Genomic DNA, 13,845 nt, shown 5'->3' on the forward strand with positions numbered 1-13,845 from the left:
GGCTAATTGTGTTCGCTGGGGCCCATGATGACGATGTCTTCGGTTTTCTCGACATGACGCACGAAGATGTATTTGTCTTCGCGGCCATCGGAGTGTTTGCGCCTGATGTCGGGCTGAACCGTGCCGGAGACCTTGGCGACAAGCACATAAGGTTCTTCGGCCGCGAGACCGGCCTCGCAATGGGCATCGAACGCCTCAAGCGTCGTCACTGTGTAGGCCTTGTCGATGCCGGCGCCGCGGGCGATCGCGGCGATGTCGACACGGCCGAAGGCAGTATGGGTCGGCGGGCCGCCGATGGACTGGTAGCACTCATTGTCCCAGACGACGACGAAGAGATTCTTCGGCTGCTCGTTGCCGAGCGTTGCAAGGATGCCCAGGTTGAACATCATGCCGCCGTCGGTGTCTAGCGAGACGATCCGGCGGTGCGGCAAACCCGCGGCCAATCCGAAGGCCTGCGGCGTGACGCAGCCGAGCTGCTGCTGGAACAGGCTGCCCTCACGCATGTGCGGAGCGGCGTTGTACCATTCATCGACGCTGGCGCCGAGCGACAGGATGACGAGTTCGTCCCGGAGGTGCCCGGCAAGTGCGGTCATGCAATCGTAGCGTTTCATCGTACGACACTCCCGCCAAGTGCGATCGCCGAATGGTAATAGGCGTTGTAGGACCAGTCATAGGCCTCGACGATCGACTGCTCGATCGCATCTTCCTCGCGCACGACCCGGTAAGGAATGCGCAGGGCGTCGAGAACCGGTTCCATGGTGATGCCGTGGGGGATTGCCCACCAGTTGTTTTCGCCCAGCTCGCCGCGATAGCTCATCAGCATGACCACCGGGATGCCGGCGCCCAGTCCCATGCGGGCAAGCGGTTCGACGGACGCGCGCAAGCCGGAATTTTCCATGACGAGCGCGGCGCGCTTGCCCGACAGAAACACCCCGCCGCAGATCGCGGCGCCTTCGCCTTCGTTGGTGACCCGGATCGTGCGGATTTCAGGATCCGCGTCGAGCGCCGGGTAGAGTTCCTTGAACAGGGAATCCGGAAGATAGCAGACGATGCTCACGCCAGCTCGCTTCAGGCCCCTGATCACCGCATCGACGGCGCTCTGCTTCATGTGTCTTCCCCTCCGTTTGCGCCCGGCGATCTGAGCCTTGCAAGAATGCGACTGCCCGGTTTTTTCAACGTTTGACTGCTGCGCCGCAGCTTTCAAACGTGGTTCGGGTGCTATCTTGGCAATCCGGACTTGTTTCGAATAGGCGGTATTTTCGAACCAAGGTGTTGTGCTCAAAGCAACAGTTTCCGGAAAAAGGCTCAACTCTTCAGCTGTTCGAAGCAGCGGGAGAGACTGGTGGCGAAGGCGGACGCTGCGTCCGAAATTTCGGATTTCGCGCGTGACATCAGCATCAGCCGCCGGGGTCGGAGTTTGGGGTCGCGCAAGGGAATGAACAGGAGCTCGCCATTTTCGATTTCGCGTTCCACACCGACCCGGGTCTGCATGATCGCGCCAAGTCCGCGCCGGGCGAGATCGATCATCAGGCCGATGGAATTGGTCCTCGATCGACGGGAAAATTCCACCATGCTTCCGGAAAAGAGCTCTTCCACCGACATGGAGAGCGACAGGCTGGTGTCGGACAGAATGATGCGCTCACCCGAAATGTCGAAGGTGCGCAATTCCGTGCGGTCCGCGAAACGGCTTCCCGGCGGCACGAGCAGGCCGAGCGGAACGGCCAGGGATGACAGACGGCGGGCATTTCTGGGCACGCTGACATCGAAGGCGATACCAAGATCGCAGCTGCCGTCACCGACAGCGTTTGCCACATCCTGGGAACTGACCACCTTGACGTCGACGGTGATTTCCGGATGACGGCTCCAGAATTCCTCCAGCGCCTCGGGCAGCATGCCGCGGGCCGCGCTCTCGATGGTGGCGACGGCGATCGTTCCGCGCCGGAGGCCGCTGAGGTCGTTGATCTCCATGACGGCGCGGTTCATGTCGACGTAGCTTTCACGCACGTGATAGAGCAGAAGTTCGCCCGCACTGGTCAGGCGAAGCCGTTGACGGACACGTTCGAAGAGGGGCGTGCCGAGTTCGTCCTCGAGCTGCTTGATCACACGGCTGATGGAGGATGGGGCAACATTGAGGGCCTTGGACGCCTGCCTGATCGATCCCAGCCTGGCCACGAGCTGGAAGTAATGCGTGCGGGTTGCGATCAGTCCAAGCCGGTAAGGGTCCATTTTCAGGTTCACTCGCAATCAGTGATAATCGGGAATGCCGGGCATCGTGATGAAGCCGTCAATCCGGCGGACAGCGCGTGCCCAGCGCCGCAGAGCGGGAAACGCGTCGTGGTCGATGTTGTAGTCGCGGCTGAGCGCGAAGGAGGGGAACAGAGCGATGTCGGCAATGGTCGCCCGGGCGCCCGCGACATACTCCACATCGTCGAAATGCTGCCGGGTCATGTGATCTTCCATAATGCGCAAGGCTTCACGGGCGCCCGAACGGAGCGCATCGATATCGCCTGGCGCATCCATCATCGCCGTGACGCGGGCCCGCACGGCGACATCGAGTTCCCGCGCCGAAAAGGCGAGCCACATCATCACATGGGCGAAGGTGTCCGGATCGTTCGGAAGAAACCCCTTATCGGGTTTCTGCGAGCGCGCCAGCCAGGCGAGGATGGCCTCCGCTTCGTGAAGGACGAGGTCGCCCTGTTTCAAAACCGGCAGTGACCCTTTCGGGCTCATTGCGCGGATCGCCGGTGACAAGTGCTCGTTGCCCGGGAAAACGTCCACGGCAATCGTCTCGGCCTCGATACCGAGGCAGGACAGGAGCAGGCGAACCTTGTAGCAGTTCTCGTCCAGGTCGTAGTTGTAGAGGACCGGATTGCTCATGCCGCGATCTCCCCGTCGTTGTCTTTGCTGGTCAGGGCTTCCACCTCTCGGCGGAGCTGTTCTGACCATGTGGAAATCTGCTTGAGGTGCTGTGATTCCAGAGCGCCGGTTGCGATCAGGTGCAGCGCGCTCTCGCTACCGGAGACGGGCTGAACGGCGGCAATCAGGACATTGTCGCCAAGCGTGATCCCGACAATCCGTCCGGTTCTTGTCGTGACATTGGGCGCGGACCCTTCAAAGGGGATATCCGCGATCAGGGCCGTCAGCCTTTGAGCGGGGCAGTCGATGAACAGGCTCCGTACCGGAGTGGTTGCCGCCGGAAGCTCAGGAGCCCGGGGCAGGTTTCCGTCCACTTCGTTGAAGCATCCCCAGATGATGCCGCCGGCCTCCAGGACGGCGAAGCGCGCGATCCTGATCGTCGCGGGGACGTCCAGATCCGGGTGGGCCGGTATATGGCGGCACTGGCCTTCGCTGTCATATTGCCAGCCATGATACAGGCAGGCGATGTGGTCGCCGCGCACGAAGCCGAAACTCATCTTCATGCCGCGGTGAGGACAACGGTCTTCCCAGATATGCGCCGCGCCTCCGGCGTCGCGCCAGACAACGAACTCGTGGCCCTCCACCCGGGTGCCGGCCGATGTGCCCGGCGTAATGTCGCGGGAAAGGGCGAGCGGGTACCAGTCTCGCAAACTCATTGTCCGATCCTCTCGTTTCTTGATGTGAACAGTGCTGAAGACGCCGGATTGCGCTCGACGTCGAGCACAAGACAATCATGGGGACCGAGACTGCATGCCATGTCGAAGGCATCGACGAGGTCGGCCTGACCCTCGACCGCCAGAGCGATCATTCCGTCGTCGCTTGCGAGGACGGCGAGCGGCAAATCGAGTCGGGCCGCGCGGTGTCGCGCAAAGGCAAGGAAGCTGTCGACCCGGAAATGTCCTCTGAAATTGAAGGTGACGCTTTCACGTTTCACGCCTGGTTCCTCTCCGGCAGGTCCTTGATTGCGCCTCTTTTCCTTGCAAATGCACAAAAAATGACCAGCGCCTTATTCGTGAGCAGGATTTGCCCGAACGTTTGATAAAGCCGATGATTTCGAAGAGTCAAGTGTTGCGTCAGGAGCATCACCCTCGTCATGAATTTTGCACTATGCACAACAAGTTATATTTGGAACGCTTTTCCGGAGTTGCTGGAAAGAGACCGGTGAACGCTGGGAAACAGGCGGTTGACGCTGTTGTGGCCGAGCGGGCGGGTGCCGGGTTGGCGCCGGTGTGTTCCTTGTCGTTACCGAAGATGTGCTGCATTGCAGCATGGTTGTCGGAAATGGGTGGAACTACCCCTGAATGTACAGCGCGAACTGGCATGGTTCGTGCTGCACTTCTCTCCGGCGATCGATCGGCTCTTGCCGGCGACCATTCAATTCGCGGCCCTTGTGGACGCATCGGAGATCAAGGGAAAATGAGCATGAACAGCATTCGCAATCTTTCACGGCGCGGCTTCCTGAACATGAGTGCCGCAGCCGGCTCATCGTTGCTTCTACCGCAGGGTATACTGTCCTCTGCCCTGGCGGCGGGACCTCTCCCGGCGGTTGCCGAAGAAGAGGCGGTGATCGGTTTCGGTCATGTCGGCCCGATCACCGACGAAGGCTGGACCTGGAGCCATCATCAGGGTCTGCTTGCCGTCAAGGAGGCCTTTCCGAAACTCAAGACTACTCTTGAGGTCGAGAACGTACCGTATTCCGCCGATGCGACCCGCACCTACAGGCAGTTCGTGTCCGAAGGCGCCAACATGATCTTCGACACGTCTTCCACCGGCGACTTCCTGCATCAGGTGGTCAAGCGCGCGCCGGAAGTTGCCTTCATGGAATGCAACGGCCATGCCCTGATGGACAATCTCGGCTGGTACTATCTGGCGCACTGGTACCCGACCTATGTGATGGGTGTCGCAGCCGGTCATCTCTCCAAGACGGGCCAACTCGGCTATGTAGCGTCCTTCCCGGTCGCGTCCGTCTATGCCTCCACCAACGCCTTCCTGATGGGCGCGCGCACCGTCAACCCGGACGCCACCCTGCAGACGATCGTCATCAATTCGTGGTTCGATCCGCAGGCTGCCACCCAGGCCGGTACCGCGCTGATCGACAACGGCTGCGACTTCCTGTTCGGCATCATGGACGAGGCCGGGTACCTGCAGGTGGCCGAAAAGCGCGGCGTTTGGGCGGCCATGTGGAACACGGACATCCGCCGCTACGGTCCGAACGCCTATGTTTCGTCGGTCATCATCGACTTCAAGGATTTCTATGTCGACCAGGTCGGCAAGCGTCTGGCCGGCACCTGGACGCCGGGCGAACATATCCTGCCGATGGGTGGCGGCGTCGACCGCGACAAGTGGGGTCAAAACGTTCCGGAAGAAGTCGGCAAGGCTGCCGACGAGGTTCGCGAGAAAATCCTTGGGGGCTGGTCGCCCTTCGTCGGCGAACTGAAGGACAAGGACGGAAAGGTCCGCGTCGAGGCCGGTCAGAAAATGACCGAGTTGGAACTCTACAACTGGGACTGGTCCGTCGACGGTGTGTCCGGCCTCGAAAGCTGACCGCCGGCTCATGAAGCGGTCCGGGCGGCGGTAGCGCCGTCCGGACATTTCCCCCATCCTGATCTCAGTCCCGACAAGTGCCGATGACCGTAGCCGAGCAGAGTTTCACGCCCCCTCCGGGGACCGCGCCGATCGTTCAGTTGAAGGGCATCGCGAAATATTTTCCCGGTGTCGTCGCCAACGAGAATGTCGATCTCGAGGTCATGCCCGGCGAGATCCACGCCCTGCTTGGCGAGAACGGGGCCGGCAAGTCGACGCTGATGAACATCCTGACCGGCATCTATCAGGCCGATGCGGGCGAAATCATCATCGACGGCTATCAAAAGGAATTCGCGACCCCCATGCAGGCGATCGCCGCCGGCATCGGCATGGTCCACCAGCATTTCAAGCTGGTCCAGGCCTTCACCGTGGCGGAGAACATTCACCTCGGCTGGTCAGAGACGCCGAGGCGGGCTTCGAAAGCCGTTCTCGAAAACCGTACCGATGAGCTGGCGAAACGTTTCAATCTGGACATCCGCGCCGGCGCCACGGTCAGCGATCTCTCGACAGGCGAGCAGCAGCGTGTCGAGATCCTGCGCGTTCTGGCCCGCGAGGCCCGGCTGCTGATCCTCGACGAACCGACGGCCGTTCTGACGCCCGCCGAAGCGCGCGAACTGTTCCGGGCCTTGCGGGAATTCGTTGCGGAGGGCAACGCGGTGATCTTCATCAGTCACAAGCTGGACGAGGTCATGGAAATCTCGGACCGGATTTCGATCCTGCGCGGAGGGCGCAAGATCGCCACGAGACAGACCCGCGACTGCGATCCTCACATGCTGGCGAATCTCATGGTTGGCCGTGAAATCGTGCTGGACGACATGCGTCACCGCGCTGAAGGCGCCGCACAGGTTTCGGTGGAGCCCGTCCTCGTTCTGGACAATGTCAGCGTGTCGAGCGAGTCCGGCGGCAATGGCCTGGCCAATGTCAGTCTGAAACTGCATGCAGGTGAGATCCTAGGGATCGCGGGAGTGGCCGGCAACGGACAACGCGAACTCAGTCAGGTTCTGACGGGGGTGCGGTCCGCCTCCTCCGGGCAGGTCATTGTCGACGGCAAGTCGATGAAGGGGGCGAACGCGGCCGTCTTCGCGGCTTTCGGCATCGGACACATCCCGGAAGACCGGTTGCACAGCGGTCTGGCGCCGGCACTCAGCATCACCACCAATGCGGTCATGCGCGAATACGGCCAGGCCCCGGTGTCGCCCCACGGCATCTATAACCCGCGCAGCGCCTACAGGCTTGCCAGGGAAATCGCAGAAGCGGCCGAGGTGGCAATCCCGGACTATGGCATGCCCGTGCGCAATCTTTCCGGCGGCAACCAGCAACGGCTCGTCGCGCGCCGCGAAATGCGCATCGCCGACAAGGTCCTGATCGCGGCCTATCCGAGCCGCGGCCTCGACGTGGGCGCGATCAACACCATGCTGCGCTACATCGTCGAATTGCGGGACGCCGGCGCCGGCATCGTTCTTATTTCCGAGGAACTTGAAGAACTGCTCAATCTCTCCGACCGGATCGCGGTTCTCTATGAAGGCAGGATCATGGGTGTCGTGGACAACGACAATCTCGACATCGAGGAAATCGGGTTGCTGATGGGCGGCCGCACAGCGGCCCGGGAGGTCGCCTGATGTTCGGCTCCTACCGCCTTCAGCGCCTGCCATCGTCTCATGCGGGCATCGCGCTTGCGGCACGCGTCGCGGCGATCGTGATCGCGCTTCTGGTCGCCGGCATCGGCATCGCGCTTGCCGGCATGAACCCGCTAAACCTCGGTGCCAGGGTGATCACCGCCTCGTTCGGGTCGGCCTTCGGCATGGAGGATCTCGGTGTCCTGATCATACCGCTGATCCTGACCGGGCTCGCGGTCGCGGTCGCCCAGCAGGTCGGGGCCTGGAACATCGGGGCGGAAGGCCAGTTCTACGCCGGGGCCTTCGCGGCCACCGCAATCGGCCTGTTTGTGCCCGGCGAAGGGCCGTTGATCCTGATGCTGATGTTTGTCGCGGGCATGGCCGGCGGTGCCGCCTGGATCCTTGTCCCGACGCTGGCGCGTGCCTACGCCAACGTCAACGAACTGATCACGACGCTGCTTCTGAATTTCGTCGCCACGCTGCTTGTCTATTATGTCTCGACCGGTCCCTGGCGGGATCGCAGCGGCATGGCGAATTCCGCGACCCCGCCATTGTCAACGGATGTGCCGTCCTTCTGGGGCATCGTCCACTGGGGCTTTCCGATCGCCATCGGGCTCGCGGTGCTGGTGGCCGCGGTCCTGGCCTTTTCCCGATGGGGCTATGAGGTCCGCCTCGTCGGCTCCAATCCGTCGGCTGCGAAATACGCCGGCATCCCGGTACGCAAGCACCTGATCGCGGTGATGCTTTTGTCCGGTGGGATCGCCGGCATTGCCGGCATGCTGGAAATCGCCGGCACGGTGCACCGGCTCCAGGGCGGCATCTCCAACAATTTCGGCTATCTCGGCATCATGGTCGCGGTTCTGGCGCGCGGGTCCCCGATCGGCGTGATTTTTTCCGGGGCGCTGATGGCCCTGATCCTCAATTCCGGAATCATTCTGCAGACGCAGGGGCTGACGACCTCGATCGTGCTGGCGATCACCGGTTTCATCCTGTTCCTGACGGCCATCGGCGACGAGCTGTCCTACTACCGCATCACGCGGGAGAAAGCCTGAGGTCATTTTCAGATGGACTTGCTGACTGGTCTTCTGACAACCGCATTCCTGGCCGGGGCCGTGCTCGCCCTGGCTGCGCTGGGCGAGGTGCTTACCGAGCGTGTCGGCGTTGTCAATCTCGGCGTGGAAGGTCTCATGGCCATGGGTGCCGTGACAGGTATCGCCACCGTGACAGTCGTCCCCTCTCCCATGCTCGGGTTCCTGGCGGCGCTCGTCGTCGGGGCTCTGTTTGGCATGGTGTTCGCGCTCGCCACCGTCTACGTGCGCGCCAACCAGGTGCTGTGCGGTCTGGCGCTGACGCTGATGGGTTCGGGGCTTGCCTCGACCATCGGCCGGAACTATTCCGGCATGCCTTCCCCGGTCATTTTCGAGCCGGTCAAGGTCCCGGTCCTGAGCGAGATCCCGGTTCTCGGACCTGCCTTCTTCTCGCAGAACATCCTGTTCTACCTGATCTACCTGATCCTGCCGATCTTCTTCAGCTACCTGATGTTTTCCACCCGGCACGGGCTCAACATGCGCGCCGTGGGAGAGAACCCTGCCGCCGCGGATGCCGCCGGCATTCCGGTCAACCTGATGCGGTTTTCCTATGTCACCATCGGCGCCGCCCTGGCCGCGGGCGCCGGAGCCTATCTCACGCTCGCCTTCGTGCCGTCCTGGTCCGACGGTGTCGTCGCCGGGCGCGGCTGGATCGCCGTCGCGCTGGTGATCTTCGCCGGGTACAGGCCGATCATGGCGACGCTTTCCGGACTGCTCTTCGGTCTGATCACGGCGCTCGGCTTCGTCGGTCAGGCGCGTGGATGGCCGATCGCGCCGGCGTTCCTGTCGATGCTGCCCTACCTTGGAACCGTCGCGTTCATCATCGTGCCGGTGCTCGCCTGGCAGAAGATGCGCCGGGCGATGGCGGCACCCGCCGCGCTTGCCGTGCCCTATTACCGCGACATGAGATAGGCCGATGGCGACGAAGCTTCTGAAAAACATCGCACTTCTGGCAACCTTCGACGACGAGGATCGGGAGATCGCCGATGGGGCGATCCTTCTGCGCGGCAATGTCATCGAGGCGGTCGGCACAAGCGCGGAGCTGTCCGGCCGCCAGGCGGACGAGACCATCGACCTGTCGAACCACGTGGTCATGCCGGGCATGGTGAACACCCATCACCACATGTATCAGAACCTGACCCGGGTGATGGTGCAGGACGATGCCCTGTTCGTCTGGCTGAAGACGCTGTATCCGATCTGGGGCAGGCTCGACGACGATGCCATCCGCGTCTCCGCGAAGGTGTCGATGGCGGAGCTGATGATGTCGGGCTGCACCACCAGTTCCGATCATCTCTATATCATGCCGACCAATGCCCGCCTCGACACCACCATCGAGGCCGCGCGGGACATGGGACTCAGGTTCCATGCGTCGCGCGGGGCGATGTCGCGCGGCGAGAGCAAGGGCGGCTTGCCGCCGGACAATTGCGTCGAGGACGAGGACTTCATCCTCAAGGACGCCGAGCGGCTGATCGGGGCCTATCACGACATGACCCGCCATTCGATGAGCCGCATCGTGCTGGCGCCGTGTTCGCCGTTCTCGGTGACGCCGGAGCTCATGCGCGATGCGGCGCAGCTGGCGCGCAGCCATGACGGGGTGCGTCTGCACTCCCATATCGCCGAAGTGCTGGACGAGGAGGTCTACTGCCGCGAGATCTACGGCATGCGCTCGGTGGGTTTCGCCGAATCCGTCGGCTGGCTGGGCGACGATGTCTGGTTCGCCCATGCGATCTTTCTCAACGATGACGAGATCAGGCTGTTCGCCGACAGCGGCACGGGCGCGACCTACTGCCCGTCGGCGCATATGCGCTGCGGCCTCGGCATCATGCGCGTGCGCGAGATGCTGGATGCCGGGGTCACTGTCGGTCTCGGCGTGGACGGGTCCGCATCGAACGACACCTCGAACATGTTCCTGGAAGCCCGGCTCGGCCAGTTTCTCCAGCGGGTCGCACCGGCGAAATATCTGTCCGAAAAGCCCGGCGGGCGCGGCGGCTTCGGCGGCACGCCGACGGCCCTGTCCGCGCGCGAGACGCTCGCCATGGCGACGCGGGGCGGCGCCAGGCTGCTGGGACGCGACGACATCGGTCATCTGGCGCCCGGCATGAGCGCGGATCTTGTTGCCGTGAACATGCACCAGCTCGGCCTGTCGGGAGCCGAACGCGATCCGCTTGCCGCCCTGATCATGTGCGGGCCGTTCAAGGTGGATCATTCCTTCATCGACGGTGTGCAGGTGATCGCGGATGGCCGGTTCACAGCCTTCGACGCCGAGGCGGTGCTGGCGGACCACCGCGCGACGATGAAACGTCTGCACGACAATTGAGGCAGGGAGCTTGAAATGGAGGCAAGGATGAACAGGAAGGTGGAAAAGGCGGCGCTCGACAACTGGTATTGTCTCGGCTGCGTCGCCGACATGCAGCCCGGCGACAGCGCGACGCTACTGCTGGGGACGGATCTCGTCATGACGAAGTCCGGCTCCGCCGCCGTGACCGTCCGCCGGAAGGACGGCAGCGGAACCGTCGCTTCGAAGATCCGCTATGGCTATTTGTGGGCGACGCTCGGCGCGCCCGACCGGGATGTCGTGCCGATCCCCGAAGCCGACGAAACCGACCGCCGCCATGTCGCGTGCGGCAATGTCACCGTCAAGGCATCGGGCCTGCGCATCGTGGAGAACTTCCTCGACATGGCGCATTTCCCCTTCGTCCACACCGATATCCTCGGCTCGGAGCCGCATACGGAGGTCGAGCATTACGATTGCGAGATCCGCCGCGACGTCGACGAGGTCTGGGCCACCAATTGCAAGTTCCTGCAGCCGAAGGCCGCGATGTCGGTGGAGGGTGCTATCCTCACCGACTATATTTACCGGGTTGCGACCCCGTTCGTGACCGTCCTCTACAAGACCTGCCCGAATTCCGACGAGCGCTGGGACGTGATCTGCCTGTTCGTGCAGCCGATGCAGGAAGACCTGTGCAAGGCGCATCCTCTGATGCTCCTCATCGATGACGTTACGCCGCAGCAGGACCTGATCGCCTTCCAGCTCGACATCTTCCTGCAGGACCGGATCATTCTTGAAAACCAGCGGCCGGTGTTGTTGCCGCTCGAACCGCGCGCGGAAATCCCGACCAGAGCAGATGCCTCCTCCATCGCCTACCGGCGCTGGCTGAAGGAAAAGGGCCTGATCTACGGCACAACGCTGACGGCTGCCTGACAGACATGCAGGATCTTCGCAACAAGCTCATCCGCGGGAGCGGGTTTCACGCGCCCGTCCCTGGCGAGGTCGAGTGCCTCGACGATGTGCTGATCGATGTCGATCCGGACGGAACGATCCACGATGTACTTCACCCGCATCAGGAGAGCTATTGCGGCCGTCTCGATGAAGCGCGCGCCAAGGGAAGCCTGACGGAGCTGCCGGAGGGCGTCTACCTGCTGCCGGGCTTCGTCGATCTGCACATTCATGCGCCGCAATATCCCCAGCTCGGCAACGCGCTCGACGTGCCGCTGGAGGTGTGGCTGCAGAAATACACCTTTCCGCTGGAGGCGCGCTACGCCGACACGGCCTTCGCGCGGCGCGCCTACACGGTGCTGGTCGACGATCTGGTGGCGTCGGGCACCACGACGGCGGTCTATTACGGCACCATCCATGACGAGGCCAACCGGCTGCTCGCCGATATCTGCATCGGTAAGGGGCAGCGGGCGCTGATCGGCAAGGTCGCCATGGACAATCCGGCCGAGTGCCCCGACTATTACCGGGATGCCTCGGTCGGCGCCGCCGTCGAGGGGACGATCGGCCTGATCGAGCATATCCGCAACCACCCGGACAATGCCCTCAACAGGGTCATGCCGGTGGTGACGCCGCGATTCATTCCGTCCTGCACGGACGATCTCCTGAGCGAACTGGGAGCCATCGCCGCGTCTCACGACTGCCATGTCCAGACCCATTGCTCGGAAAGCGACTGGGAGCATGGTTACGTCCAGGCACGCCACGGGGTCAGCGATACGGACAGTCTCGACCGCTTCGGCCTGTTGCGCCGGGGCAGCGTGCTCGGCCATGCCAATTTCATTTCCGCCGCCGACATGGAGCGGATCAGGGCGCGGCAGGCGGCCGTCGCCCATTGTCCGCTGTCGAATGCCTATTTCGCCGGTTCTGTGTTTCCGCTCAAGGCGGCGCTGGAAAAGGGGCTGCATGTGGGCCTCGGCACGGATATCGCCGGCGGGCCGGCAGGCACCATGCTCGACAGCGCGCGCAGCGCGGTGACGGCGTCGCGGATGCTGGAGACCGGTACCGATCCGGAACTCGGACCGGATCAGCGCTCCGGGCGAGGCGGCGCGCGCATCGATTTCCGCACGGCGTTCCATCTGGCGACAGCCGGCGGCGGCGCGGCCCTCGGGCTGCCGGTCGGTCAGTTCGCACCCGGTTACCAGTTCGACGCGGTGCTGATCGATCCGCAAGCGCCGTTCGGCACGCTGCGCCTGTGGCCGGAGCTGCACCGGGGCGACGAAATACTGCAAAAGATCGTCCACACGGCCAGCCGGCCGAACATAGCGCAGGTCTGGATCGGCGGCGTGACCGCGCCCCGGCCGGAACACTGACGAAGGGGAACGGACATGGACGTCAGCAGGCTCATCCGCAAGCTGCCCAAGGCGGAGATCCACATCCACCTTGAAGGGGCGATCCGGCCGGACACGGCGATGGAGCTGGCAGCGAAGAACGGCGTCGGGCTGCCGGACTGCGAACGGGTCGCGGACCTTTATTCCTATGACAACCTGTTGGACTTTCTCGCCGTTTACGGCGCCATCGCCGACAGCATCGTCACCGTCGACGATTTCCGGCGCATCACCTACGAGATGCTGGCGTCGGCCGCGGACAACAATTGCCGCTACATGGAGTTCTTCATCAGCCCGCACGCCCATAAAGGCGTACCGTTCGCGCGCCAGTTCGAGGGCATTCGGGCCGGCATGGCGGAGGCGGAGACGGATTTCGGCATCCTCTCCCGCATCATCCCCGGCATGAACCGGGAACTCGGCCCTGCCGCCGGCGAGCACTATCTCGACGAGATCCTCGCAAACCGCGGCGACGACCTGATAGGCCTCGGCCTCGACTACAACGAGGCACCGTTTCCGCCCGAGCCCTATGCGGGTGTGTTCGCACGGGCGCGAAAGGCCGGACTTCGCCTTACCGCCCATGCAGGTGAATCCGGGGCGGCCGCATTCATCGCCGGGTCGCTGGACGCCCTGAAGGTGGAGCGCATCGACCACGGTTACAACATCGTCGACGACCCGGCGCTGATCGCGCGCTGCCGCGACGAGGGCATCGCCTTCACCTGCTGTCCGTCGACGACGAAATACACGACCTCCTGGCGCGACCTGGCTGACCCGGATCATCCGATCCGGCGGATGAAGGCGGCAGGGCTCGCGGTGACCATTAATTCCGACGACCCGCCGATGTTTGCCACCGATCTTGGCCGGGAGTTCGAACTGGCGCATTCCGAGCTCGGCTTCACGCTTCAGGACCTGAGGACGGCGATCCTGGCCAGCCTGGAAGCGGCCTGGCTCGACGACACCACAAGACGCGCCTGGACGTCCGCCTGGGCGCGGGAAATCGACGACATCATCCCGGCCGGCTGAAAGGCCGCAAACGGAAGGAACCC

Annotated in this window: 15 protein-coding genes; 9 read left to right on the top strand and 6 right to left on the bottom strand. The window is 63.2% G+C overall.

Annotated elements, in window-relative coordinates:
• Positions 1-2: 2 nt before the first annotated feature.
• The 6 genes from CLV41_RS12800 to CLV41_RS12825 form a co-directional block, all read right to left on the bottom strand.
• Positions 3-611: a thiamine pyrophosphate-dependent enzyme gene (locus CLV41_RS12800; RefSeq protein ID WP_103222810.1), complete on the bottom strand. Its 609-nt coding sequence runs from the start codon at positions 609-611 to the stop codon at positions 3-5.
• The gene (locus CLV41_RS12805; RefSeq protein ID WP_103222811.1) at positions 608-1,108 is read right to left on the bottom strand and encodes a thiamine pyrophosphate-binding protein; all 501 of its coding nucleotides are present in this window, start codon (positions 1,106-1,108) and stop codon (positions 608-610) included. The genes CLV41_RS12800 and CLV41_RS12805 overlap by 4 nt, the downstream gene beginning before the upstream one ends.
• Before the next feature lie 197 nt (positions 1,109-1,305).
• Entirely contained in the window at positions 1,306-2,238 is a 933-nt protein-coding gene (locus tag CLV41_RS12810; protein ID WP_235867127.1) for a LysR family transcriptional regulator, read from the bottom strand.
• Between the two features lie 6 nt (positions 2,239-2,244).
• Positions 2,245-2,877 carry a glutathione S-transferase family protein gene (locus tag CLV41_RS12815; protein WP_103222813.1) on the bottom strand — a complete coding sequence of 211 codons (633 nt, stop codon included), beginning with the start codon at positions 2,875-2,877 and terminating at the stop codon, positions 2,245-2,247.
• Entirely contained in the window at positions 2,874-3,572 is a 699-nt protein-coding gene (locus CLV41_RS12820) for a Rieske (2Fe-2S) protein (protein ID WP_103222814.1), read from the bottom strand. The genes CLV41_RS12815 and CLV41_RS12820 overlap by 4 nt, the downstream gene beginning before the upstream one ends.
• Positions 3,569-3,850 (bottom strand): hypothetical protein, encoded by a 282-nt coding sequence (locus CLV41_RS12825; protein ID WP_103222815.1) that lies wholly within the window; start codon positions 3,848-3,850, stop codon positions 3,569-3,571. Before CLV41_RS12825 ends, CLV41_RS12820 begins: the two co-directional genes overlap by 4 nt.
• Positions 3,851-4,201: 351 nt before the next feature.
• Between CLV41_RS12825 and CLV41_RS28295 the strand changes: the two genes are divergently transcribed.
• The 9 genes from CLV41_RS28295 to add all read left to right on the top strand — a co-directional run bounded on the left by CLV41_RS28295 (position 4,202) and on the right by add (position 13,822).
• Positions 4,202-4,336 (top strand): hypothetical protein, encoded by a 135-nt coding sequence (locus CLV41_RS28295; protein ID WP_268952650.1) that lies wholly within the window; start codon positions 4,202-4,204, stop codon positions 4,334-4,336.
• 2 nt (positions 4,337-4,338) lie between these two features.
• Positions 4,339-5,460 (top strand): BMP family ABC transporter substrate-binding protein, encoded by a 1,122-nt coding sequence (locus tag CLV41_RS12830; protein ID WP_103222816.1) that lies wholly within the window; start codon positions 4,339-4,341, stop codon positions 5,458-5,460.
• An 83-nt stretch (positions 5,461-5,543) separates the two neighbouring features.
• Positions 5,544-7,118 (top strand): ABC transporter ATP-binding protein, encoded by a 1,575-nt coding sequence (locus tag CLV41_RS12835; RefSeq protein ID WP_103222817.1) that lies wholly within the window; start codon positions 5,544-5,546, stop codon positions 7,116-7,118.
• Positions 7,118-8,167 carry an ABC transporter permease gene (locus CLV41_RS12840; RefSeq protein WP_103222818.1) on the top strand — a complete coding sequence of 350 codons (1,050 nt, stop codon included), beginning with the start codon at positions 7,118-7,120 and terminating at the stop codon, positions 8,165-8,167. The genes CLV41_RS12835 and CLV41_RS12840 overlap by 1 nt, the downstream gene beginning before the upstream one ends.
• 12 nt (positions 8,168-8,179) lie before the next feature.
• Positions 8,180-9,115 carry an ABC transporter permease gene (locus CLV41_RS12845; RefSeq protein WP_103222819.1) on the top strand — a complete coding sequence of 312 codons (936 nt, stop codon included), beginning with the start codon at positions 8,180-8,182 and terminating at the stop codon, positions 9,113-9,115.
• Between the two features lie 4 nt (positions 9,116-9,119).
• Complete coding sequence (locus CLV41_RS12850; protein WP_103222820.1) at positions 9,120-10,520, top strand: 8-oxoguanine deaminase; 1,401 nt, start codon at positions 9,120-9,122, stop codon at positions 10,518-10,520.
• Between the two features lie 27 nt (positions 10,521-10,547).
• Positions 10,548-11,405, top strand: coding sequence for an aromatic ring-hydroxylating oxygenase subunit alpha (locus tag CLV41_RS12855; protein ID WP_103223083.1), 858 nt, complete (start codon positions 10,548-10,550; stop codon positions 11,403-11,405).
• Positions 11,406-11,410: 5 nt separating this feature from the next.
• A complete protein-coding gene (guaD, locus tag CLV41_RS12860; RefSeq protein WP_103222821.1) occupies positions 11,411-12,787 on the top strand; it encodes a guanine deaminase in 1,377 nt (458 codons plus the stop codon).
• 15 nt (positions 12,788-12,802) lie between these two features.
• Positions 12,803-13,822, top strand: a complete 1,020-nt coding sequence (gene add / locus CLV41_RS12865; protein ID WP_103222822.1) for an adenosine deaminase — start codon at positions 12,803-12,805, stop codon at positions 13,820-13,822.
• Positions 13,823-13,845 lie beyond the last annotated feature (23 nt).

The sequence above is a fragment of the Roseibium marinum genome (genome assembly GCF_002906165.1).
GTDB classification, from domain to species: domain Bacteria; phylum Pseudomonadota; class Alphaproteobacteria; order Rhizobiales; family Stappiaceae; genus Roseibium; species Roseibium marinum.